Annotated in this window: 18 protein-coding genes; 4 read left to right on the top strand and 14 right to left on the bottom strand. The window is 73.4% G+C overall.

Features of this window, described 5'->3' with window-relative positions; genetic code table 11:
- Window positions 1-3: 3 nt before the first annotated feature.
- The 6 genes from argF to ACT2CW_RS33490 form a co-directional block, all read right to left on the bottom strand.
- Entirely contained in the window at window positions 4-1,008 is a 1,005-nt protein-coding gene (gene argF / locus ACT2CW_RS33465) for an ornithine carbamoyltransferase (RefSeq protein ID WP_445519307.1), read from the bottom strand.
- 207 nt (window positions 1,009-1,215) lie between these two features.
- The gene (locus tag ACT2CW_RS33470) at window positions 1,216-2,445 is read right to left on the bottom strand and encodes an arginine deiminase (protein ID WP_164430003.1); all 1,230 of its coding nucleotides are present in this window, start codon (window positions 2,443-2,445) and stop codon (window positions 1,216-1,218) included.
- 330 nt (window positions 2,446-2,775) lie between these two features.
- On the bottom strand, window positions 2,776-3,582 hold the full coding sequence (locus ACT2CW_RS33475) for a hypothetical protein (protein ID WP_445519308.1): 807 nt from the start codon (window positions 3,580-3,582) through the stop codon (window positions 2,776-2,778).
- Window positions 3,583-3,593: 11 nt separating this feature from the next.
- Complete coding sequence (locus tag ACT2CW_RS33480; protein ID WP_445519309.1) at window positions 3,594-5,678, bottom strand: hypothetical protein; 2,085 nt, start codon at window positions 5,676-5,678, stop codon at window positions 3,594-3,596.
- A gap of 349 nt (window positions 5,679-6,027) precedes the next feature.
- The gene (locus tag ACT2CW_RS33485) at window positions 6,028-6,747 is read right to left on the bottom strand and encodes a Crp/Fnr family transcriptional regulator (RefSeq protein ID WP_182471449.1); all 720 of its coding nucleotides are present in this window, start codon (window positions 6,745-6,747) and stop codon (window positions 6,028-6,030) included.
- A gap of 91 nt (window positions 6,748-6,838) precedes the next feature.
- Entirely contained in the window at window positions 6,839-8,353 is a 1,515-nt protein-coding gene (locus ACT2CW_RS33490) for an MFS transporter (protein ID WP_445519310.1), read from the bottom strand.
- Between the two features lie 54 nt (window positions 8,354-8,407).
- Between ACT2CW_RS33490 and ACT2CW_RS33495 the strand changes: the two genes are divergently transcribed.
- Entirely contained in the window at window positions 8,408-9,415 is a 1,008-nt protein-coding gene (locus ACT2CW_RS33495; RefSeq protein ID WP_445519311.1) for a GlxA family transcriptional regulator, read from the top strand.
- A gap of 154 nt (window positions 9,416-9,569) precedes the next feature.
- Here the strand turns inward: ACT2CW_RS33495 and ACT2CW_RS33500 are convergent, their stop codons facing one another.
- The 7 genes from ACT2CW_RS33500 to ACT2CW_RS33530 form a co-directional block, all read right to left on the bottom strand.
- Window positions 9,570-12,188, bottom strand: a complete 2,619-nt coding sequence (locus ACT2CW_RS33500) for a polynucleotide kinase-phosphatase (RefSeq protein ID WP_445519312.1) — start codon at window positions 12,186-12,188, stop codon at window positions 9,570-9,572.
- Entirely contained in the window at window positions 12,185-13,738 is a 1,554-nt protein-coding gene (locus ACT2CW_RS33505) for a 3' terminal RNA ribose 2'-O-methyltransferase Hen1 (RefSeq protein ID WP_445519313.1), read from the bottom strand. Before ACT2CW_RS33505 ends, ACT2CW_RS33500 begins: the two co-directional genes overlap by 4 nt.
- A 33-nt stretch (window positions 13,739-13,771) precedes the next feature.
- On the bottom strand, window positions 13,772-14,698 hold the full coding sequence (gene mmuM / locus ACT2CW_RS33510; RefSeq protein WP_445519314.1) for a homocysteine S-methyltransferase: 927 nt from the start codon (window positions 14,696-14,698) through the stop codon (window positions 13,772-13,774).
- Window positions 14,699-14,721: 23 nt separating this feature from the next.
- Complete coding sequence (locus ACT2CW_RS33515) at window positions 14,722-15,645, bottom strand: LLM class F420-dependent oxidoreductase (RefSeq protein ID WP_164429991.1); 924 nt, start codon at window positions 15,643-15,645, stop codon at window positions 14,722-14,724.
- A gap of 18 nt (window positions 15,646-15,663) precedes the next feature.
- A complete protein-coding gene (locus ACT2CW_RS33520; RefSeq protein WP_020867923.1) occupies window positions 15,664-16,149 on the bottom strand; it encodes a DUF6099 family protein in 486 nt (161 codons plus the stop codon).
- A gap of 361 nt (window positions 16,150-16,510) precedes the next feature.
- On the bottom strand, window positions 16,511-16,822 hold the full coding sequence (locus tag ACT2CW_RS33525; RefSeq protein WP_182471613.1) for a nucleotide pyrophosphohydrolase: 312 nt from the start codon (window positions 16,820-16,822) through the stop codon (window positions 16,511-16,513).
- A 40-nt stretch (window positions 16,823-16,862) separates the two neighbouring features.
- Window positions 16,863-18,020, bottom strand: coding sequence for a hypothetical protein (locus tag ACT2CW_RS33530; protein ID WP_037962379.1), 1,158 nt, complete (start codon window positions 18,018-18,020; stop codon window positions 16,863-16,865).
- 146 nt (window positions 18,021-18,166) lie between these two features.
- Here ACT2CW_RS33530 and ACT2CW_RS33535 point away from each other — a divergent pair, with 146 nt between their 5' ends.
- The 3 genes from ACT2CW_RS33535 to ACT2CW_RS33545 all read left to right on the top strand — a co-directional run bounded on the left by ACT2CW_RS33535 (window position 18,167) and on the right by ACT2CW_RS33545 (window position 22,300).
- The gene (locus ACT2CW_RS33535; RefSeq protein ID WP_445519315.1) at window positions 18,167-18,691 is read left to right on the top strand and encodes a hypothetical protein; all 525 of its coding nucleotides are present in this window, start codon (window positions 18,167-18,169) and stop codon (window positions 18,689-18,691) included.
- Window positions 18,692-19,106: 415 nt separating this feature from the next.
- Window positions 19,107-21,272, top strand: a complete 2,166-nt coding sequence (locus tag ACT2CW_RS33540) for an MMPL family transporter (RefSeq protein WP_445519316.1) — start codon at window positions 19,107-19,109, stop codon at window positions 21,270-21,272.
- Entirely contained in the window at window positions 21,269-22,300 is a 1,032-nt protein-coding gene (locus tag ACT2CW_RS33545) for a hypothetical protein (RefSeq protein WP_445519317.1), read from the top strand. The genes ACT2CW_RS33540 and ACT2CW_RS33545 overlap by 4 nt, the downstream gene beginning before the upstream one ends.
- A gap of 43 nt (window positions 22,301-22,343) precedes the next feature.
- Here ACT2CW_RS33545 and ACT2CW_RS33550 read toward each other — a convergent pair whose 3' ends face one another.
- A complete protein-coding gene (locus ACT2CW_RS33550) occupies window positions 22,344-23,687 on the bottom strand; it encodes a class I SAM-dependent RNA methyltransferase (protein WP_445519318.1) in 1,344 nt (447 codons plus the stop codon).
- Window positions 23,688-23,716 lie beyond the last annotated feature (29 nt).

The following is a 23,716-nucleotide window of genomic DNA, read 5'->3' on the forward strand; positions in this document are numbered from 1 at the left end:
GTGCTACCGGGCGCCGAGCGTCGCGACCAGCACCGCCTTGATCGTGTGCATCCGGTTCTCCGCCTCGTCGAAGACGACGGAGTGCTCGGACTCGAAGACCTCGTCGGTGACCTCGAGCTCGGTCAGCCCGTGCCGCTCGTGGATCTCCCGGCCGACGTCGGTGCCCAGGTCGTGGAAGGCCGGCAGGCAGTGCAGGAACTTCACCGCGTCGTTGCCCGTGGCGCGCAGCACATCCATCGTCACCGCGTACGGCCCGAGCAGCGCTATCCGCTCGTCCCAGACCTCCTTGGGCTCGCCCATGGACACCCACACATCGGTGGCGACGAAGTCCGCGCCGCGCACGCCCTCCTCGACGCTCTCGGTGAGCGAGATCCGGGCGCCGGAGACGGTGGCGAGCTGCCGGGCCAGCTCCACGATGGTCTTGTCGGGCCACAGCAGGCTGGGCGCGACGATACGGACGTCCATGCCCAGCAGGGCGCCGGTGACGAGGTAGGAGTTGCCCATGTTGTACCGGGCGTCGCCGAGGTAGGCGTAGGCGACCTGATCCAACGGCTTGTCGCTGTGCTCGGTCATGGTCAGCACGTCGGCGAGCATCTGGGTGGGGTGCCACTCGTCGGTGAGGCCGTTGTAGACGGGCACCCCGGCGTGGGCGGCGAGCTCCTCGACGACGCCCTGGCCATGGCCCCGGTACTCGATCGCGTCGTACATCCGGCCGAGCACCCGCGCGGTGTCCCGCACCGACTCCTTGTGACCGATCTGGGAGCCGACCGGATCGAGATAGGTCGTCGAGGCACCCTGGTCGGCGGCGGCGACCTCGAAGGCGCAGCGGGTGCGGGTGGAGGTCTTCTCGAAGATCAGGGCGATGTTCCGGCCCCGCAGCCGCCGCTCCTCGGTCCCCGCGCGCTTGGCCGCCTTCAGCTCGGCGGCCAGGTCGATCAGGCGGCGGAACTCGTCGGCGGTGAAGTCCAGCTCCTTGAGGAAGTGGCGGCCGGTGAGGTCAATCGCCATAAGGGTGGCTCCTAGGTCACGGCGAACACGTGGCGGATCAGCGGCTACGGCAGGGTGCCGCGGCCCGGAACCATGGAAGCATATACGACGCTCTGCATATATGCGGAGACGGGTAGGTGAATCCTGGCCTTCTACGGCTCGAGGGTGGATCCCGGCCCCGCGGTTCGAGGGCGAGACTCCGGCGCCACGGCTCGCGAGACTCCGGCGCTACGGCTCCACCGGGTCCCGCTCGACCGGACAGCTCATGCACCGCGGCCCGCCCCGGCCCCGGCCCAGCTCACTGCCCGGAATGTCGATGACCTCGATCCCGCGCTTGCGCAGAAAGGTGTTGGTCGTCGCGTTCCGCTCGTAGGCGACCACCACGCCCGGCTCGACCGCGAGCACATTGCAGCCGTCGTCCCACTGCTCGCGCTCGGCCGCGTGGACGTCCTGGGTGGCGGTGAGCACGCGGATGGAGTCCAGGCCGAGGGCCGCGGCTATCGCGCGGTGCATATGCTCCGGCGGATGGTCGGTGACCTTGAGGTCCTCGCTGCCCGCGCCCGGCTCGATGGTGTACGAGCGGAGCATCCCCAGCCCCGCGTACTGGGTGAAGGTGTCCCCGTCCACCATGGTCATCACGGTGTCCAGGTGCATGAAGGCCCGCCCCTTGGGCATGTCGAGCGCCACGATCGTCCGGGCCGAACCGGCCTCGAAGAGCCGGTGGGCGATCATCTCCACCGCCTGCGGGGTGGTCCGCTCGCTCATCCCGATCAGCACCGCGCCCTTGCCGAGCACCAGCACATCGCCGCCCTCGATGGTCGAGGGGTAGGCGGCCTGGCCCTCCGACCAGACGTGGAAGTCCTCCTTCGCGAAGAGCGGGTGATGGCGGTAGACGGCCTCGTAGTGCACCGTCTCGTGCCAGCGGGCGGGCCAGCGCATCGCGTTGATCGACACCCCGTCGTACACCCACGCGGAGGCGTCCCGGGTGAAGAGGTGGTTCGGCAGCGGATTGACCAGGAAGTCATCGGGCTCCATGGCGTGGAAGCGGACGGAGACCGGCTCCGGGTACCGCTCCAGGTACTCCCGCTTGGTCATGCCGCCGATCAGCGCCTCGGTCAGCTCCGGAGCGGTCAGCTCGTCGAAGGCGGCGCGCAGATGGTCGGTGGCCAGCGGCCCGTACTCCTTCTCGTCGAAGACCCGGTCCAGCACCAGCGCCCGCGCGTCCGGCAGGGTCAGGCTCTCGGTCAGCAGATCCCCGAAGAGATGCACCTCGACCCCGCGGTCCCGCAGCACATCGGCGAAGCCGTCGTGCTCCTGGCGGGCACGGCGCACCCACAGGACGTCGTCGAAGAGCAGGGCGTCCTTGTTGGTGGGGGTGAGCCGCTTGAGCTCCAGGTCGGGGCGGTGCAGTATGACGCGGCGCAGCCGCCCGGCCTCGGAGTCGACATGGAATCCCATGCCCCCATCTTCGCCGCTCGCGGCCCATTGTGAACGCTCCACGACACGGATCTCTGGATCTCCCGCGCTGGCGCCTCCGGCAGAGGTGGGGGATTCGCGCGCCGTGTGGGCCCCGGCGGGGGCGGGGCCCGGGTCCGGGTCCCGCGCCGGGCGGCTGAGCGCTCCGTGGGAAGTGGCGCGAGGTGCGGTCGTTCATCCGCGGCCGCGTCGTGGCCGGTCGCCCGCGCGGCGGAGCCGCATCTCGACACAGCCGCGGCGGAGCCGCACATCGACACAGCCCCGCGCCCCTTCGGGGCGCAACCGAACCGCACCGGACCTCAGCGAGGCCGCTCAGCCGGCAGCGATCACCACGATCAGTACCAGCGCCACCGCGATGAACCCCAGCAGGGCGGAGACCCACAGCTGGCCGGGCTTCAGATCGATACGGCTGCCGTCCTCGGCGCCCCCGCGCCGCCATCGCCGCCGCGCCGCGCGCCGGGCGGCGCGGGCCGCCGCCTCCTGGTGCTCCCCGCACTCCTCGGCCACGCCGCCGAACAGCGCCTTCCAGCCCTTCTCGCCGAACCCCGTGCTCTGCCGGGTACCGACGATCCGGCGCACCACCTCGCGGCCCATGCCGTCCCCGGCCGTCCACAGGCCGGGCAAGACGCAGGCCATCAGCTCCGGCGCCGCGCCGCGCCGCGCGTACGGGCGGACCAGCCCCTCGTACAGCATCAGCGCGTTGCGCACCCGCAGCCTGCGGTCGGGGTCCGGGGCCGGTCCGGCCGCGCCGCCCGGGGCGCGGTGCGGCGGGTCGAGATAGAGCTGGGCGAGCAGCACCTTCTCGCAGACCGCGTCCGCCAGTTCCGGTCCGCGCTCGGGCGCGCGGCGCACCAGCTCGACCACGACGCGGGTGGCCCGCTCGGCGGGCAGCCCCTCGTCGAGCGCGCTCAGCAGCAGGCCGTCGTCGGCCTCCCGCAGCGCCGCGGACAGGGCGTCCCCGCCGTGGCGCAGCGCCTCGCGCAGCATCCGCGCCCCGGTGACCGAGATCCGGCGCGCCCCCGCGCTCGCCGGCCTCTCGTGGGCATGGCCATGGGCATGGCCGTGGGTGGTCTCGTGGGCGATCTCCGCGCCTGTCGGGTCCTCTGTCTCTTTCACCATCGACGTTCTCCTCACAGTGCCTCCAGCACCTCCCGTATCCGCGTGGCCGCCCCGGCGTCGAGCGGCTCGTCGCCGTCCTGCGCCAGCCGGGGCAGGAAGTCGCACAACACGGCCAGCTGCCGCGCGTCCCCCGCCGCCCGCCGGATCCAGCCGACCAGCGCGTCCTCCGCCGCCCCCGCCGATCTGGCCCAGGTCAGCGCGGCCCGCAGCAGCTCGGCCAGCCGTGGCCCGCACTCCGGACGAGCCGCGAGCAGCGCCGTGGCCAGCGGCCAGGCGGCGTACGGCTCGAGCTCCGGCACCTCGCCAAGACCCCACAGCTGCGAGGTGCGGGTGGTGACCGCGCGCAGCGTCGCGAGCAACGCCAGGTCCCGGCGGGCCCGCCGGGTGTCGCGCAGCCAGTGGGTGAGCGCGGCCAGTACGGTCTCCGGCTCGGCCCCGGCCAGCAGCCGCACCACGCTGTGGGAGGTGGTGCGGCCGTCGTCGGCGCGGGCGAGCCGGCCGAGTTCCTCCAGGGACGCCGCGACCGAGCCCGCCGCCAGGCCGTAGCCGTGGGCGAGCGCGGCGGTCTCGCGCTCCCGTTCGTCGTCGCCGCGCGCCCATGCGTGCAGCAGCCCGTGCACGGCGGGGCGCACCTGCGGGGCGCGGGACGCCTCGGCGAGCGCGGTGGCGGCGGCCATCCGCTGCACCGGGCTGTCGGTGCGGGCCAGCGGCAGCGCCAGCTCGACCAGGCCGTAGAGGTAGTCGCGGGCGCACAGCACGCCCGCGGCGACCGCCGCGCGCACCCACACCTGGGGGCGCGGGTCGTCGCACAGCGCGCGCAGCCAACGGGCCATCGGGCCGCGGAGGTTGTGGTGGCCGTCCCAGGACTCGTGGAGCACGGCGGGCGCCAGCCGACGCCCCTCGAACCACACCGCGCGCACGGGCACCGAGGCGTCCCCGAGGTCCTCCACCCCCTCGCCGTGGACCGCGCGCGCCGTGGCGAGGCAGGCCCCGGGGCGGGCGGAGAACAGCGGGCGGCCGGGCGCGTACTGCGGATCGAGCGTGACGGCCAGTTCCCAGGCCAGCAGCTCGGCGGCCTCCGCCATGACGCTGTGCGCCGAACCGTCGAAGACGGCGAGCGCGATCCGCAGCGCGGCGGCGCGCAGCGCGGGGAGCGCGGCGGGCAGGGTGCCGGGGTGCCCGGCCTCGAGGAACCACTCCCGGGCCTGGCGCGGGGCGAACGACCGGCAGTGCTCCAGCAGCCGCTCGTCGGTCAGCCGGCCCTCGGCGTGCGCGGCCAGCTGACCGGCCAGCCGGGCGGCCTCGCCGGGCCGCGGCTCGTCCAGGCCGAGCGCCTCGGTCAGCTCGGGGCGCCGGGCGGTGGCCCGCGCCGTCTCCAGCAGTCCGGCGGGGCGGTCGGCGAGCAGCTCGGTGAGGTGGCGGTCGAGGACGTCGGCGGCGGCCGGGGGCCGGTACGCCATGGCGTGGCGGCGGCCGCGCAGCAGCCGGTCGGCGGCCGGGCCGCCCGCGACCAGCACCACGCAGAACGCCTCGTGTTCGGCGAAGTGGGCGCGCAGCCGGTCCAGCAGGGGCTCGGCCGTGGCTTCGGCCTGGTCGGCGGGGAGTTCGAGGAGATAGCCGTGGCCGCGCTCGGTCTTCTCCACGCCCTTCTCCACGCCGGGCGCCCCGTCCGGGCCGGTGTATCCGAGCCGGGAGACCCCGCCGCCGGTCAGCTCGGCCAGCTCGGCGAGGAGGGCGAGCCCGGTCCAGGCGCGGCCGGTGCCGGGTTCGCCGCACAGCGCCAGCAGGTGGGTGCGGCGCAGCTGGTCGCGCATCGCGGCATGCTCGGGGACGGCCCGGTGGAGCCGACGCAGCCGGGCCAACTCCTCGCGCGGCACCGGGCCTTCGGGCAGCGGGTGCGGCGCCGGGTCGGCGCACATCCGGGCGGGGCCGTAGGCGATGTGCAGATGGGCACGCGCCTCGCGCGCCGCACGGGCGCCGCCCGGCTGGCCCGCCCCGTCCAGCGGGTCCCCCTGGGGGATGTCCAGCCGTCGTCCCCGCGACGGTGCCGGGGCGCTCACGTCGTCCGGCGCGGTTATGTCTTCCGGTGCGCTCATCGCCCGCCGTCCTTCATGCCGTGGCCCCCGTCTCGCGATGTGGTGGTGACGGGGTGCCGGTGATTGCCGGAAGCGGGCGGCGGGGCTCGTCCCCCGGCCCACCCCGCCGCCCTTCTCCGGTGCGGGGCGCTCGTGCCGTGTCCGGCAGGCCGTCACCGGACTGCGGCCGGGCCGTGCGCACCCCCGTCGCCCACGGTCCCGCGCCCTGTGCCGACTCCAGGGTCGCCGGGGGACGGCGGGACGGCTGTAGCCGTTTACACAGTCGCGCCAAAACGCGGGGGCGCGCGCGCCCGCGCTCAATCGCGGGGGCGCGCTCGTCGCGAGGGCGCGCTCAATCGCGAGGGCGCGCTCAATCCCGGGGGCGCGCCGGGATCTGCTCCCCCGTCGCGCGGCCCTCGGCCAGCAGCCGCAGCAGTCCGATGTCCATCACCTCGAAGCGGCGCGAGGCGGTCCTGACCACGCCCTGGCCGCGCAGCAGCCGCAGCGCCTTGGCGACCGCCTCCCGGGTCGAGCCCACGGCGGCCGCGATGTCGTGCTGGGGCATCTGGAGATCGATGGTGATGGTGCCGTCGGCACCGGAGTGGCCGGTGCGCTCGGCGAGTTCCACGAGCCGGGCCGCCAGCCGCTGGAGCACCTTCTCCGAGGCGAGTGACCGCCGCTCCCCGTCGGAGCTGCGCAGCCGGGAGCTGAACTGACGCATGATCAGTACGGTCGCGACGGGACGCGCGGCCAGATACGCCCGGAACCGGTCACCGGAGACCACCACCGCCTCCATCCGGCCGAGCGCGGTGACGGTGGCGCTGCGCGAGCCGTGGTCCACCGCGGCCTGATCGCCCACGACCTCGCCCGCCCCGCGCAGCGCCAGGATCAGCCGCACCCCGCGCTCGGTCTCCACCGAGACGGTGGCCCAGCCGGAGGTGATCGCCACGACGAAGGTCGTACGGTCGTGTTCACGCAGCACGACCTCGCCGGGGGCGTAGGCGCGGGGGGTGCCGAGGGCGAGCAGCGCGCGGCGGTCCTCGGCGGGGAGCGCGTGCAGGAACGGCCGTCCGTCCTCGAAGAGACTCATCCGCCCTCCCCGCTCAGCTCGTCGTCGTCATTGCCTGCGGAGAATCCAGGGGCCGCTCAGCTCAGCACGCTAGGCAGGTGGCACGGGCACGTCAATGGTGCCGTATCGGGTCCGTGCCGGATCCACGGCGCCCGCCGTCGTCGGTACGAACGCGCGTGCGCAAGGCGGCGCCCGCGACGGCCGCGAGTGCGGCGGTCACCGCCGTGCAGACCCACCCGGCGCGCAGCGCGTCAAGACCCGGCCGGGCGGCGCCGCCGGTGATCACGACCAGCGCCGCGACGCCCAGGGCCGAGCCGCCCTGCCGGGACATCATCAGCACCCCTGAGCCGAGGGAGAGCTGACGGGCCGGAAGCAGTCCGGCGGCCGCGAACATCACCGGCTGGTAGAGCCCCGCGCCGAGCCCGGTGAGCACCAGCCCGGGCATGAACTCCACGGCGTAGTGCGCACCGTCGCCGCCCGCGAGGAGCAGCCACCACAGCGGCCCCGCGGCGAAGCACAGCCCGCCGACGATGGCCGCGGTCCGCTCCCCCAGCGCCCGTACGATCCGCCCCGACAGCATCGACACCACCAGGACGGTGAGCGGCCAGGGCGTGACGGCGAGGCCCGCACCGGCCGGGGACCAGCCCCACACCCCGGTGAACAGCAGGGTCGCGGCGAGGAGCGCGGAGCCGTAGGCGAGGAAGTAGCTGAGCAGCCCGAGCGCGGCGGCGGTGAAGGCATGGGTCCGGAACAGCGCGGGGTCCACCACCGGATCCGGATGGCGGCGTACGTGCGCCACGGCCAGCGCCCCCACGACCAGGCCCGCGGCGAGGAAGCCGAGGGTGGCCGGGGCGCCGTAGCCCCAGTCGGCGGCCTCGACGCAGGCGGTGGTGAGGGCCCCGGTGCCGAGGAGGACCAGCAGCGTGCCCAGCGGATCGAGGCGGCGACGCTCACCGTGTACGGGCCCGGTGCGCGGCAGCAGCCGCAGCCCGGCCACCCAGGCCAGCAGCACCACGGGCGGGTTGATGAGGAAGATCCAGCGCCAGTCGGTGGCGGCCAGCAGTCCGCCCGCCACCGGCCCCGAACTCGCCGCGACCGCGCTCACCGCCGTCCAGACGCCGACCGCCGTGGCCCGTTCGCGCGGCGGGAAGGCGGGCAGGGCGAGCGAGAGGGAGGTGGGCACCAGAACGGCCGCCGCCACGCCCTGCACCACGCGCGCCACGATCAGCGTGCCGAGCCCGGGGGCGGCCCCGCAGGCGAGGGAGGCGAGCCCGAACAGCGCGATACCGGTCAGGAACGAGCGCCGCCCGCCGATCGCGTCGGCCAGCCGCCCGGCCGGGACCAGCAGCGCCGCGAGCACGATGGTGTAGGCGTTGAGCACCCAGGACAGGTCGGCGGTGGAGGCCGAGCGGAAGTCCGCGCCGATCGCGGGGAAGGCGATATTGACCGCGATCATGTCGAGCACGGCGAGGAACTGGGCCGCCGACGCGACGGCGAGGATCAGCCAGCGGCGGCGGCCGGGGACCGCGTCGGAGGTGGCGTCCGAACCGGGGGCCGCATCGGGGGCAGGGGCCGTATCGGGAGCGGGCACACCGCTCCCCTGGGCCTTCGAGGAAGGGGTCGTCATGCCCGTCCAGCATCAACCCCGGGGCACGGCGGAACGAATGGCAGGAGTGACAGCATGCGCTACATTTCTGCCATGCGGTCCATCGCCCTCGCCGTCACCCCGGGCATGCCGATCTTCGATCTGGCGGTGCCCTGCCATGTCTTCGGCTCCGATCGCCCCGGACTCCCCGACCCCTGGTACGAGCTGCGGGTCTGTGCGATCGGGCCCGGCGGCGAGGGGGCCGGTGCGCCGGTCGCCGCCCGCTCGTGGTTCGCCACCCACACCCCGTACGGCACCGAGGAGCTGATCGCGGCGGACACCGTGATCGTCCCGGCCTCGGCCGATGTGCGCGGCGATCCACCCGAGGAGCTGATCGACGCGCTGCGCGAGGCCCATCGGCGCGGCGCCCGCATCGTGTCGCTGTGCTCGGGCGCGTTCACCCTCGCCGCGACCGGACTGCTCGACGGCCGTACGGCGGCCACCCACTGGATGTACGCGGCGCTGTTCGCCGAGCGCTATCCGGCCGTACGGCTCGACCCGTCCGTGCTCTACGTCGACCACGGCGATGTGCTGACGGGGGCGGGGTCCACGGCGTGCATCGACGTCTGTCTGCATCTGGTGCGCGAGGACTACGGCACCGAGGCGGCGAACACCCTGGCCCGGCAGCTCGTCGCGCCCGCCCACCGGCCGGGCGGTCAGGCCCAGTACATCGAGGCCCCGCTGCCGGAGCGCACCGACGACTCGCTCGCCCCGCTGCTGCACTGGGCCGCCGAGCGGCTGCACGAGCCGCTGACCGTGGCCGACCTGGCCCACCGCGCCCACACCAGCCCGCGCACCCTGGTCCGCCGCTTCCACGCCGCCACGGGCACGACGCCGCTGCGCTGGCTCCAGGGCCAGCGGATCGCGCGCGCCCGGGAGCTGCTGGAGGGCGGCGATCTGCCGGTGGACCGGATCGCGGAACTGTGCGGACTGGGTACGGCGGCCAACCTGCGCCGCCACTTCACCCGGGCGGTCGGGGTGCCCCCACACGACTACCGCCGCGCCTTCCGCGCCCGCGAGGCGCGAACGCCCTCGGCCGTCTGAGCCCGGCGGATGTTTCCCCTCCCCGCCCCTTCCCGGCAGTATCGATATGCGGCTCCGCCGCGTGGGGGGCTCCGCCCCAGACCCCGGGGTCCAGGGGCGAAGCCCTTGGTATCGGGAAGGGGCGGGGAGGGGAAAGATTCCTGAACCGTCGCCCCTACAACCGTGGGTCCACCGGCTCCGACTCCAGCGCGAGCACCGCGAAGACCGCCTCGTGGACGCGCCACAAGGGCTCGCCCTCCGCCAGCCGGTCCAGCGCCTCCAGGCCGAGCGCGTACTCGCGCAGGGCGAGTGAGCGCTTGTGACCCAGGTGGCGCTCGCGCAGGCGGGCCAGGTTCTCCGGGCGGGTGTACTCCGGACCGTAGATGATGCGCAGATACTCGCGGCCCCGGCACTTCACGCCCGGCTGGACCAGCCGCCCGTCGCCCTTTCGGACAAAGCCCTGGAGCGGCTTGACCACCATGCCCTCGCCGCCCTCGGCCGTCAGCTCCAGCCACCACCGCACGCCATCGGCGACCGACGCCTCGTCCTCGGTGTCGACGATCAGCCGGCGGGTGGGGGTCAGCAGCCGGGCGCCGTCGGCGGCCGGCTTCTCCGCCTCGATCATCCGGTCGATCAGGGCGAGCTGCTGGTCGTGCGGAAGCGCGGTGGCGAGGTTGCGGCCCTGGACGGCCAGGATCTGGAACGGCGCCATCCGGATACCGTTCAGCCCGTCGACCGGCCAGCAGTAGCGCCGGTAGGCATCGGTGAACGCGGCCGCGTCCGACGCCCGTTCACGCTGCTTGTCCAGCAGCGCGGACACCTCGACACCGCGCGCCTCCGCGCCCTCCAGCGCCGCGAGGACGCCGGGGAGGACGGCGCGCGAGGCGGCGCCCACCGCCGCGTACTGGTGGCGCAGCAGCCCCTCGGCCTTGAGCGACCACGGCATCAACTCGGCGTCCAGCAGCAGCCAGTCGGTGTCCAGCTCCTGCCACAGCCCGGCCCGGTCGAGGCAGTTGCCCAGCCCGCGCAGCACGGTCTCCGTGAGCCGGGCGTCGTCGAAGAACGGCCGTCCGGTACGGGTGTGGATCGCGCCGGAGACGCCGTCCGGCGTGCCGAACCGCTCCCGCGCGACATCCGCGTCACGGCACACCAGCGCCACCGCACGCGAGCCCATGTGCTTCTCCTCGCAGATCACCTGGCGCACCCCGTCCGCGCGGTAGGCGGCGAACGCCTCCGCCGGATGCTCGAGGAAGCCGCCGTCGGCGGCTTCGCCGCCGGTCCCCTCCTTGGAGGTGGCGGTCGGCGCCATGGTGGGCGGGAGATAGCCGAGCAGCCGGGGGTCGACCGCGAAACGGCTCATGACCTCCAATGCCGCCGCCGCGTTCTCCTCCTTGACCGCGATCCGGCCCATGTGGCGGGTCTCGACGATACGGCGGCCCCGTACGTCGCCCAGGTCGAGCGGACGGCCGTCGGAGCCTCCGGGGGCCTCGGTGGTCAGCGGCTTGACCGGTTCGTACCAGACCCGCTCGGCCGGGACGTCCACCAGCTCGCGCTCCGGCCAGCGCAGCGCGGTCATCCGGCCGCCGAAGACACAGCCGGTGTCCAGGCAGATGGTGTTGTTGAGCCAGGAGGCGCGGGGGGTGGGGGTGTGGCCGTAGACGACGGCGGCGCGGCCGCGGTAGTCCTCGGCCCACGGATAGCGCACGGGCAGGCCGAACTCATCGGTCTCCCCGGTCGTCTCCCCGTACAGGGCGTGCGAACGTACCCGGCCGGAGGTGCGGCCGTGGTACTTCTCGGGCAGCCCGGCGTGACACACCACCAGCGACCCGCCGTCCAGTACGTAGTGGCTGACCAGCGACTCGATGAAGTCCCGCACCCGGTCGACGAAGGCCGGGTCCGCCCGGTGCTCCCGGTCCAGCTGCTCCACGGTCTCGGCGAGGCCATGGGTGACCCGGACCTTGCGGCCCTTGAGGTAGCGGGCGAGCTTGTTCTCGTGGTTGCCGGGCACGCACAGGGCCGCGCCGGAGGCGACCATGCCCATCACCAGGCGCAGCACCCCGGGGCTGTCGGGGCCGCGGTCGACGAGGTCGCCGACGAAGACCGCCGTACGGCCCTCGGGGTGAGTGGCGTCGACCGGGCGGCCGAGGTCGTCACGGCGCAGGGCGTAGCCCAGCTTGCCCAGCAGGGTCTCCAGCTCGGAGCGGCAGCCGTGGATGTCGCCGATGATGTCGAACGGGCCGCTGAGATGGCGCAGATCGTTGTAGCGGCGCTCGGTGGCGACCTGCGCCACCTCGACCTCCTCGGCGCCGCGCAGGACGTGCACCTTGCGGAACCCCTCGCGCTCCAGGGACTTCAGCGAGCGGCGCAGCTCACGGCGCTGGCGGGGGATGACATGGCCGGGCATTCCGGCGCGGTCGGGGCGCTGCGCGTTGCGCCGGGCGCACTCGCCCTCGGGGACGTCGAGGACGATCGCCACGGGCAGGACGTCGTGCTCCCGCGCGAGCGCGATCAGGCTGCGGCGGGACTCGCTGCGGACGTTGGTGGCGTCGATGACGGTCAGCCGGCCGGCCGCCAGCCGCTTGCCCACGATGTAGTGGAGCAGGTCGAAGGCGTCGGGGGTGGCGCTCTGGTCGTTCTCGTCGTCGGCGACCAGCCCGCGGCAGATGTCGGAGGAGACGATCTGGGTGGGCAGGAAGTGGCGCCCGGCGAAGGTGGACTTGCCGGAGCCGGTGGTGCCGACGAGCACCACGAGGGACAGGTCGGGCACGCCGATGGTGCGCTTCTCCTCGGTCATGCCGCTGCCTCCTTCGTCGTGGTCGTGGTGGTCTCTGGGGCGGTGCTGTCACCGCTCGCGGCGCCGATACGGAAGAGCGCCAGCTGGGTGGGCGGGCCGACCTCGGGGTCCTCGGGGCCGACGGGGCGGAACTCCACCGCGTAGCCATGCCGTTCGGCGACCTGCCCCGCCCAGGTCCGGAACTCCTCGCGGGTCCACTCGAAGCGGTGGTCGCCGTGGCGCATCCGCCCGGCGGGCAGGGTCTCCCAGCGCACGTTGTACTCCACGTTGGGCGTGGTCACCACGACGGCCTTGGGCCGTGCGGCGCCGAACACCACATGTTCGAGGGCGGGCAGCCGGGGCTGATCCACATGCTCGATCACCTCGCTGAGCACCGCCGCGTCATATCCGGCGAGCCGGGAGTCGGTGTAGGTGAGCGCGCCCTGGGTCAGCTTCAGCCGGGCCGACTGCCGCTCGGCCGCGCCCGTGTCGAAGCCGGGGCGGTCCAGCCGCAGCCTCCGCGCCGCCTCGTTGAGCGCGCGCATCGACACATCGACGCCCACGATCTCGGTGAACCGCGCATCCTTCAGCAGCGCACCCAGCAACTGGCCCTGGCCGCAGCCCAGATCGAGGACCCGGGCCGCCCCGACCCCGCGCAGGGCGTCGAGTATCGCCTCCCGCCGCCGTACCGCCAGTGGCACCGGCCGCTCCTCGGAACCCTCCTCGCTCTCGTCCTCCTCCATCAGCTCGGCCGCCGCCGGTTCGCCCACGGCGTTGTCGATCTCCTCCGCCGCGGTGTCGTCGGCCTCGGCGAGCCGCGCCAGCTCCAGCCGCTCCAGCGCGCTGCGCGTCAGCGACCAGCGGCGGGCCAGATAGCGGTTGGTGATCAGCCGCTGCTCGGGGTGGCTCTCCAGCCAGCCCTCACCGGAGCGCAGCAGCTTGTCGACCTCGTCCGGGGCGACCCAGTAGTGCTTGGCGTCGTCGAGCACGGGCAGCAGCACATACAGATGGCGCAGGGCGTCGGCCAGCCGCAGCTCGCCCTCCAGCACCAGCCGTACGTACCGCGAGTCGCCCCATGCCGGGAACTCCTCGTCCAGCGCCACCGGCTCGGCCGTCACCGCCCAGCCCAGCGGCTCGAAGAGCCGCTCGACCAGGGCGGCGCCGCCGCGCGCGGGCAGCGCCGGCACCTCGATCCGCAGCGGCAGCGCCCGCTCCGGCAGCTCGGGCCGGGCCTTGCACTGGCCCCGCAGAGCGCTGGAGAAGACCGCGCTCAGCGCGACGGCCAGCAGGGAGGAGGCGGCATACGGGCGGTCGTTGACGTACTGCGCGAGCGCGGAGTCGGGGGCGCCGCCCCGGCCCTTGCCGCGGCCCCGCCGCACCAGCGCCACGGGGTCCACTTCCAACAGCAGCGCCGCGGTGCAGCGTTCGGCGGTCGCCTCGGGGTAGAGGACATGCGCGGTGCCGTAGGAGGTCGAGAACCGCTGCGCCTTGTCGGGATGCTTGTGCAGCAGAAACCCGAGGTCGGTCGCGGGGCGCTCGGCGGTGCCGGTGGTGGTTATCGTCAAGAACACCCGTCCGAGTATCGCCCGACGCCCCTCCCTCACCTAATGGTTTCTCACCACCGCCGCCAGCTCCGCGATCCGCTCCGGGCCCACTCGGCAGCAGCCGCCGATGAGTCGCGCACCCGCGTCCCGCCATGCCTTCACCCGTCCCGGGTCGAAGGTCGCCCGGCCGCGCCAGCTCCGTGCCGTGGCATCCCACTCCTCTCCGCTGTTCGGATAGACCACCACCGGCTTGCCGGTGATCTCGGCCGCGATCTCCACGGCCCGGTCCGCGTCGCCCGGCTCACAGCAGTTGACGCCGACGGCGATCACCTGGTCGACCCCCGCGGCCAGGGCGAACGCGTCCCTCAGCGGCTGTCCGGCCCGGGTGGTCTCCCCTGCGATGCTGTAGGAGAGCCAGACCGGAACCCCGCATCCCTCGGCGGCACTCAGCATCGCCGCGGCCTCATCGGCGTCCGGCACCGTCTCCAGCGCCAGCGCGTCGGGCCCGGCCGCGGCCAGGGCCTCGATCCTCGGCCGGTGGAACCGGGCCAGCTCGGCCACGCTCAGCCCGTACCGCCCGCGGTACTCGCTGCCGTCGGCCAGCATCGCCCCGTACGGGCCGACGGAGGCGGCGACCCACACCGGCCCCGCGCCCCGCTCGCCCCCCGCCGTCCGTTCGGCGGCCGTGCGCGCCAGCTCGACGCTGCGCCGCAGCAGCGCCGTGGCCTCCTCACGACCCACACCCCGGTGGGCGAACCCCTCGTAGGTGGCCTGATAGCTGCCCGTGATGAGCACCCGAGCGCCCGCCCGGGCGTAGGCGGTGTGGGCCGCCTCGAGCTGCCCCGGGTCGTCGGCCAGCAGCCGAGCCGACCACAGCTCGTCGGAGAGATCGCAGCCCTGTGCCTCCAACTGGTTGGAGAGACCGCCGTCGAGGACGAGCGGTCCGCGCTCCAGCGCGGCGGCCAGGGAGGTGGGGGGTACGGACATCACGGGTGCTCCTGGTGGTGCGCTCAGCCCAGCTGGGTCTGGACCTGCGAGGAAATCAGCTCCAGGTGGTCGAGGTCGGTCAGGTCCAGCATCTGGAGGTAGAGCCGGGAGGCGCCCGCCTCCGCATAGCGGCCGATCTTCTCGACCACCTCGGCCGGGGAGCCCGCCAGACCGTTCTCCTTCAGCTCGCCGACCTCCCGGCCGATCGCCGCGGCCCGCCGGGCGACCTCGGCGTCGTCCTTGCCCACGCACACCACCAGCGCGTTGGAGTACACCAGGTCGTCGCCCTTGCGGCCGGCGGCCTCGGCCGCCTCCCGCACCCGGCCGAACTGGCGCTCGCTGTCCTCGGGCGAGGCGAACGGCATATTGAACTCATCCGCGTACCGAGCGGCCAGCCGCGGGGTGCGGGTGGCCCCCTGGCCGCCGATCAGCACCGGCACCTTGCTCTGCGCGGGCTTGGGCAGCCCCGGGGAGTCCACCAGCTGGTAGTGGGCACCGTCATGGCCGAAGGTCTCGCCGACCGGGGTCTGCCACAGCCCGGTCACGATGGCCAGCTGCTCCTCCAGCCGGGCGAACTTCTCCTTCGGGAAGGGGATCCCATAGGCCCGGTGCTCCTCCTCGAACCAGCCCGCGCCCAGGCCCAGCTCGACTCGTCCACCCGACATCTGGTCGACCTGCGCGACCTGGATCGCCAGCACACCGGGCAGCCGGAAGGTGGCGGCGGTCATCAGGGTGCCCAGCCGGATCCGCCGGGTCTCGCGGGCCAGCCCGGCCAGGGTGATCCAGGCGTCGGTGGGCCCAGGGAGGCCGTCCACGTCCCCCATGCGGAGGTAGTGGTCGGACCGGAAGAAGGCGTCGAATCCGAGGTCCTCGGTGGCCTTGGCGACGGTGAGCAGCGTGTCGTAGGTCGCCCCCTGCTGGGGCTCGGTGAAGATGCGAAGATCCATGGCACCCATCCTGCCTCGTCACGCCGCACCACCCCACTCCCCACCCCACTCGCGGAAGGTGAGGTGCCTGAGCATGCCGTGCACCCGGTCCCGGGCCTCGTCCGCCGCGTCGATCGCCTCCACGCACTGCCAGTACAGCGCCTCCTCCTCGGTATTGGAGGCGACTCCGACCAGCGCGAAGCCCGCCTCCGCCAACAGCTCGCCCAGCGCCAGCAGCACCTCCCTCGGATCGCGCACCTCCGAGAGCTGGGCGGCCCGTAAACCGCCGCCGCGCAATGTGGGGTGGTGCAGCGCCGGGTGGAACAGGGCGCCACGCGCCCGCCCGCCCGCCTCGCACAGACCGCGCGCCTCCGCTCGCGCGGCCGCCGGGCCGCTCACCACGAAATATCCGCCGACCGCTTCGGCCAGCGCTTGAACCTGCCAGGCTTCGGCCACGATGTCGTGCACGCTCCCGGCCTTCGCCAGGGCGTGCCGGGTGACACCGATCAGCCGCATCGCGTCCATTCCCCGCACCCCTCTCAACGGACTTCCGAGCCCGTCACTCCTCCACTACCCAGAGTGATGACTAACAGGCCGAAAAGCTAGGGGAATTCAGGAATCTGTTGACAACAGTTGCGGTGTGGATAACTTCATCATCACAGAGAGTGACGGATCAAGGGGTCGGAGCCCCGCGAGCCACCGGAGATCACGGTTCACCGCCACAGCCCCCGTTCACCGGCATAGCCCCCCGTTCACCGCGAGACCACCCATTCACCGCGAAAGCCCCCGTTCGCGGTCGGCCCCGCCGGCGCCGCGCCCCGCACGGCTACGCGCCCCGCACGCGTACCCGCACCCCCACCCGTACGCGCTCAACGCCCGTACGCCCTCAGCGCGCCCCGTTCACCGGAAACCGCGTCTCGTTCCGGTCGATCTTCGCCGAGAGCGCCGCGAGCGCGTCGATCCCCAGCACCTCGCAGAACTGGAGCAGATACGCCAGCACATCGGCGACCTCGTCCTCGACTCGGCCCGCCCTCCCCTCGTCCTCCATCACCCGCGCCGACTGCTCAGGCGTCAGCCACTGGAAGATCTCCACCAGCTCCGACGCCTCGACGCTCAGCGCCGCCGCGAGGTTCTTCGGGGTGTGGTACTGCTGCCAGTCGCGCGCCGCCGCGAAGGCGGCCAGCCTGCGCTGAAGCATCGCCACATCCAGGCCGTCGCCGTCGGTTCGTCGCTCGCTCTCATGGGACTCGCTCACGCCCCAGGTTTACCACCGTGACGGGGGCGTCCCCGACCGCCCCCGTCACGTCCCCCACCGTCCCCACGAGCCGGATGTGCCCCCGTGCGCACATCCGGGCCGCCACCCCCAGGAGCTCCCGCGCCTGCCGCCGGTCCAGACACCGGTCGAAACCGTCGGCCAGCACGGTCAGCACCTGCCGCGCGGGGAGCACATCGGCCGCCGGGTCCACGGCCAGCACACCGGGCCCGGTCAGCAGCACCAGCGCGAGCGCGAGATACCGCAGCTCGCCGTCGCCGAGGCGCTCCACGGGCATCGCGCCGAGCTCCCCCTGCTCGACCAGGGCCCGCACCACCCCGTCCGCCCGCCCCTCCGTGACCAGCCCCTCGACCGGCCCGGCGCACCCCGCCCGGACCGCCGCGACCAGCGCCGCGTGCCGCGTGCCGCACTCCCGGCTGGTCCGCCGCAGCACCGCCGCCAGGTTCTCGCAGCCGCCGCGCAGCCGCCCGTCCCTCGGCGCCGCCGGCGCCCGCATCCGGTCCGGCCGCGGATCGCAGGGGAAGACCGAGCGCAGCGCGATGACCACCTGCTCGGCGGCGGCGAGCGCGAGCCGCTGCCCCTCCGTCGTGCCCGCGACCCGCAGCGGCAGCAGCGAGGTCGCCAGCCGGTCGTCGGGCAGCGGGGCGCGGGTCACCGCGACCGCGCCCGCCGTGTGCCAGGCGGCCTGGACACAGCGCCGCCCCGGGTCGCGCAGCGCCGTCTCCAGCAGGGTCTCCCCCGCCCCCGTCATCCGCTCGCCCACGATGCGCAGTTCGGGCTCGGCCTGGACGGCGACATCGACCCGTACCGGCCCGACCGGGCCGTCCACGGTGCAGCCGATGCGGAAGCCGCGCCGCCCCTGCCGGTCCGGCCGCGCCCGGCGCGGGATGTACGCGGCCGGATCGCGGAACACCTCCGCGAGCCGGGCGCCGCCCGCGAGCCGCGCGAGCGCCGCGTACGCCTCCAGCACCCCGGACTTGCCGCTGCCGCTCGGACCGGAGATCAAGGTCAGCGGTCCCAGCCGGAACGCGGCACGGCGGTGGCTCTTGAAGGCCGACAGCCTCAACTCGGAGACGATGGGCCGCAGTTCGGTCCTTGCGGGCAGCAGCCCGGATGCGCTCATGCTCCGGAACATATCTGTGGCACATACCGCCGAACCGTTACTCCTTCCGTATCTTCCTACCATCGGGGGATAGCCGCCGTGGCCGATGATGACCAAGGGACAGCGGATGTTCAGCGCTCGAGGAATTGAGGACGGTACGGGGGCCCATGGCTGACAGCACGTTCTGGATCGCGGCCCTCACCGGTGGCACCGCCGTCCTCGCCAGCTGGGTCACCAGCCGCGGCAACACCCGGGCTGCCCGGATCCAGGCGGACACCGCGGCGCTCGCCCAGCGCGCGGAGCGGCTGCGCGACAGCAGGCGCACCGCGTATCTCGATCTGATCGAACAGACCCACAGCATCGGCGAGTTGTACTGGGAGGTCGCCGCCGTCGAGCGCACCGGCGCGACGGAACGCCGCCTCGCCCTCCTGGACGAGCTGGCCGAGCGGGAGCGCGACGAGTACGGCAAGATGCGCCGCTGTGTGCGCGTCGTCGAGCTGGAGGGCCCGGCCGCCGCGGCCACCGCGGCGAACGCGTTGCAGAAGGCCACCGGCCCGTTCCACCGCGCCCTGGGCGCGATGCGCTCCGGCGAGCCGGAGGCGGGGCAGCGCTTTCACGCCGCGTTCAGACCGTTCTGGCAGGCCCTGACGGAGTTCGTGGACGCCGCGAAGACGGCTCTCCAGGAGGTCTAGCGGGGCGCCCTGGCCAGGCCCTCCAGGAGGTCTGGTGGGGCGCCCTGACCAGGCGTGGCGGGACGGCCCGACGGGGCATGACGAGGCGTATGGGGCGCGTTGTCAGGAAGCGGACGGGACGGGCGGGAACGCCTCCGCGAGAAGCCGCCGGACGCACCGAGTTTGTCAACTACATGTCAGTCCGGCCCACTTCACGGCCCGCCCGCACCGCCGCCCCTGAAACTCGGACGGTGGCCGTCGGCCCGGGGCCCGAGGGGCGCCATCAGCACCGATGCTGAGACGTGGATCGCTTCCCTAAACCCTTTGGCGGAGCCGCCCTCACCCCCCAGGCCGATTTCCACGAGGACACGTGGTGCGGCCCGAACGGCTGTCCTAGCGTGCCTCTTACTGGAACCTTAACTCCCTAAGGAGCGTCATGTTCGGGCGAATAGGACGGTTCGCCGTCAACCGTCCATGGCTGATCGTCGCGATGTGGGTCATCGCCGCGGTCGGCCTGGCCATCCTTGCCCCACCGCTGAAGTCCAGCTCCGACCAAGCTGACTTCCTGCCCTCGCACTACGAGTCGGTGCGGGTGACCAAGCTCCAGGAGCACGCGTTCCCGCAGCAGGAGAGCGCGGCCGCCATCCTGGTCTACCAGCGGTCGGACGGCGGAAAGCTCTCCGAGGCCGACAAGGCCGCCGTCATCAAGGCGACCAAGGGGTTCCAGGACAAGAAGTACAAGACCTTCAAGTCCGTGGTGACCACGCCCCAGGCCGTCTCCAAGGACGGCAAGATGGCGCTGGGCAACATCTACTCGACCAAGAAGAACCTCTACGACGAGGACACCCAGCAGTCGATCAAGGATCTGCGCGAGGACCGCGACAAACTGCTGAAGGGCACCTCACTGAAGGTCGATGTGGCCGGTCCCGCGGCCTCGGGGCTCGATTCCGCCGAGTCCGAGGGTGACACCGACGCCATGATCATGATGGCCACCCTGGTCCTGATCATCGTGCTGCTCGGCGCCATCTTCCGCAGTCCGCTCATCGCGCTGATGCCCGTGCTGATGATCCTGGTGATGTTCATCATGGCCCAGGGTCTGATCGGCACCGCCAGCGACTGGTTCGGGCTCGAGGCCGACAGCAGCGTCTCCGCGATCCTGATCGTGGTGCTGTTCGGCGTCGGCACGGACTACATGCTGTTCCTGCTGTTCCGCTACCGCGAAAACCTCCGCCAGGGCCAGGAGCCCAAGGAGGCCTTGATCCAGGCGGTCACCCGGGTCGGCGAGACCATCGCCTCGGCGGCCGGCGCGGTCATCGTGGCGTTCCTCGCCCTGACGCTGTCGACTATGGGCAGCATGCGCGCCATGGGGCCCTCGCTGGCGATCTCCGTCGCGGTGACCCTGGTGGCGGCCCTCACCCTGGTGCCCGCGGTGTTCTCGCTGCTGGGAACGAAGGCGTTCTGGCCGTCCAAGGCGTGGAAGCAGTCGCCACGCAACCGGCTCGCCAACGGCACCGGCTCCCTGGTCTCGCGCCGTCCCGGGCTGATCGCCACGGTGTCCGCCTGTGTGCTGGCGGCGCTCGCGGTGGGCGCGTTCGGCTTCAAGGCCGAGTTCGACACCGACAGCTCGCTGCCGAAGGACCTGGAGTCCGTCAAGGCCATGACGGAGCTCCAGAAGAGCTTCTCGGCCGGTGAGTCCGACCCGAGCCTGGTGTACGTCGAGTCCAAGGACGGCGCCAAGCTCGACGCCGCGGCGCTGACCGGATTCCGGAAGAAGCTGGAGGGGGTCGAGGGCGTCGGTGAGGTCTCCCCCGCCGTGCCCAACCCCAAGGGCGACGTGGCCCAGTTCAGCGTCGTGCTGAAGTACCGGCCCGCCTCCGAGAAGGCCATCGAGCTGGTGGCCGGCGACCTGCGGGACACCGCGCACAGCTCCGCGCCCCAGGGCAGCGAGGCCCTGGTGGGCGGGACGACCGCGGTGCTTGGCGATATCGAGGACGCGGTCAACCACGACTACCGGCTGGTATTCCCGGTCGCGGGCGTGGCCATCATGCTGATCCTCGGCCTGCTGCTGCGCAGCGTGGTGGCGCCGCTGTACCTGATGCTCGCCGTGGGCCTCGGCTTCGCCGCGACCCTGGGCTCGACGGTCTGGCTGTTCCAGGACATCAGGGGCGAGCACGGCCTGCTCTTCATGCTGCCGATCGTGGTCTATCTGTTCGTGGTGGCGATCGGCACGGACTACAACATCCTGATGGTGGCCCGATTGCGGGAGGAGGTCGGGAAGGGCAAGTCCCCGGCCGAGGCGGCCCGGCTCGCGGTGGCCCAGTCGGCGCCGACGATCGGTTCGGCCGCCATCATCCTGGCGGGCACCTTCGGTGTGCTGATGCTGGCAAGCAACACCATGCTCCAGCAGATGGGCTTCGCCGTCGCCTTCGGCATCCTGCTCACCGCGTTCATCATGGCGCTGCTGCTAGTGCCGACGGTGACCGCGATGCTCGGCTCCAAGGCGTGGTGGCCCAACCACCGCTTCGACTCCCCGCACGCCTCCGGTGCCTCCGGCCCGGGGCGGGCCGAGGAGACCGACACCACGGAGACCGTACGGGTGTGATCCGCGGCTTACGCGGCCGCCGAAACGCCGCGGTGGCCCTTCGCGACCCGGTCGCGGAGGGCCACCGGGCGGACCGGTGTGACCGGTTGGGGCGGCTGGCCGCGTACGGGGGCTCCGCCGCCATGGCCCCCTACGTCGTCATCAAGGTGTCGTGGGTGGTCGGCTCACTGCTCGGACTCGCGCCCGTCGGGGCCGGGTTCGGGCTCGCCGAATGGGTGGTGCTCAACACCGTCACGATCGGCATGGCGGTCGTCGGGATCACTCTCGGACTGGCCCTGGCCCGGCCGTGGGGGATGCGGCTGCCCGGGGTGCCGCTGCTCTTCTGCGCCTGGGTCGGCGCGGGGTTCCTGGTGTCGATGCTGCCGTACGCGGTGGCCGACTCACTGCTGTCGGAGCCGGACACCTCCGGGTCCGGGACCGGGTCTGGGTCTGGGGGCGACAGCGACCCGCGGATGCCCGGCTGGGAGGCCGCCCTGATCCAGTTCGGCTTCATCGGCATGGGTCTGGGCCTCACCCTCGCGCTCCCCGCCTATCTGCGCAGACGCTGGCCGGAAGCGTTCACCGGCCGGGCCGGCGCCCCCTCACCGCCCGGCCGGGCGGCCGTGGCGCTCGGCGCCGCCGTCGGCCTGGTGTGGCTGTACTGGGCGGCGGGCGGCACCGCGGGCCTCGCCCACCCCGACGAGGCCCGCACCACCTGGCGCCTGCTGTGCGGGATCTGCGGCACCTGGGCCCTGGTCGCCGCGTCCGCCGTCGCCCACCCGCGCCGCGAGCGCCCCGGCCGCCTCCCCCGCTGGCTGCCGACGGTCCTCGGCTGGCTCGGCTCGGGCTCGCTCTTCGCGTGGAGCGGCTGGAAGCTGCCCTTCACCCTGTACGTGGCGATCGCCTCGCCCCCCGACGTGGTCCTCCCGGAGCGGCTGGGCCTCGCGATCACCCTCCACCTGTGCGCCGTCCTGGCGGGCGGCACGATGATGTGGACCCTCACCCGCACCCCGTCCCGGACCACCCCGGCCGCGACCCCGGCCGCCTGACGCCGCCCGACGACAACAGCCGCGCGGGCCGGAGCCTTCCGCCTCAGCGCTCCTCGCGGACGGGCTCCAGCACCGCCACGCACTCCACGTGATGCGTCACCGGGAAGAGGTCGAAGGCGCGGGTGCGGCGTGGGGCGTAGCCCGCGTCGTGGAAGTACTTGAGGTCGCGGGCGAGGGCCGCCGGGTCGCAGGCGACGTAGGCGATGCGGCGGGCGCCCAGGGCCGCGAGGCGGGTGACCGTCTCCCGGCCCGCGCCCGCGCGGGGCGGGTCCAGGACGATCAGGTCGGCCTCGGTGATCCCGGTGCGGGGCAGCACCTGCTCGACCTTGCCGTGCTCGATACGGACGCGCTCCAGGTCCTGGAGGTTGTGCCGGGCGTCCTCGACCGCGCGCTTGCTCGACTCGATGCCCAGCACCGCGCCGCGCTCCCCCACCCGCTCGGCGATCGCGCCCGCGAAGAGGCCGACGCCGCAGTACAGATCGAGGGCCATCTCGCCCTTACGGGGCATCAGACCCTGCATCACGGCCTCGACGAGCATGTCCGCCGCCTTCGAGTGGACCTGCCAGAAGCCGCCCTCGCCGACCCGCCAGGTGCGGCCCGCCGCGCGCTCGCGGACGAAGGGGCGGCCGTGGACGCGGTGCACCAGACGGGCGCGGTCGCGGCCGCGGGACTCGCTGACCCGCAGCACGGAGACCGGCCGGTCCAGCTCCACGATCGGCAGCCGTCCGCCGGGGCGCGGGGTGAGGACCACCTGCCGGTCGGAGGAGCCGGTGGCGGCGATGGCCTCCACGGTGGCGATCTGGGGCCATTCGCGCTTCTCGACGCCGAGTTCGGTGACGCCGGGGGCGGCGATCAGACAGTGGTCGATCGGCTCGACCTCGTGCGAGCGGTGGCGGCGCAGCCCGGGATGGCCCTGCTCGTCCACCGCGTACTGCACCCGGGTGCGCCAGGCCGGGACCTCGCCGCGGGCCACCTTGTCGCCGGGCGCGGGCTCGACCGTGCCGTCCCAGCCCGCCTCTTCCGGGGTGAGCCCGGCCAGCCGGGCCAGCTGCTCGGTGATCACGTCGGCCTTGAGCCTGCGCTGGGCGCCGGGGGCGGCGTGCTGCCAGTCGCAGCCGCCGCACTTGCCGGGCCCGGCGAACGGACACGGCGCCTCGACCCGGTCCTTGGAGGCGTCCAGCACCCGCACCGCGTCGGCGCGCAGGAAGCGCGCGCCCTCCTCGCCCTCGGTCACCCGGGCGACGACCCGCTCGCCGGGCAGCGCGTGCCGGACGAACAGCACCTGGCCCTCGGCGGTCCTGGCGATGCAGTGACCGCCGTGCGCCACCGGGCCGACCTCGACCTCGTACTCCTCGCCGACCAGCGATGCCTTGGGTTCACTTTGCATGGCGGGCTCAGGCTCCAGAAGGGGTGAGG

Source organism: Streptomyces sp. NEAU-174 (assembly GCF_052665095.1).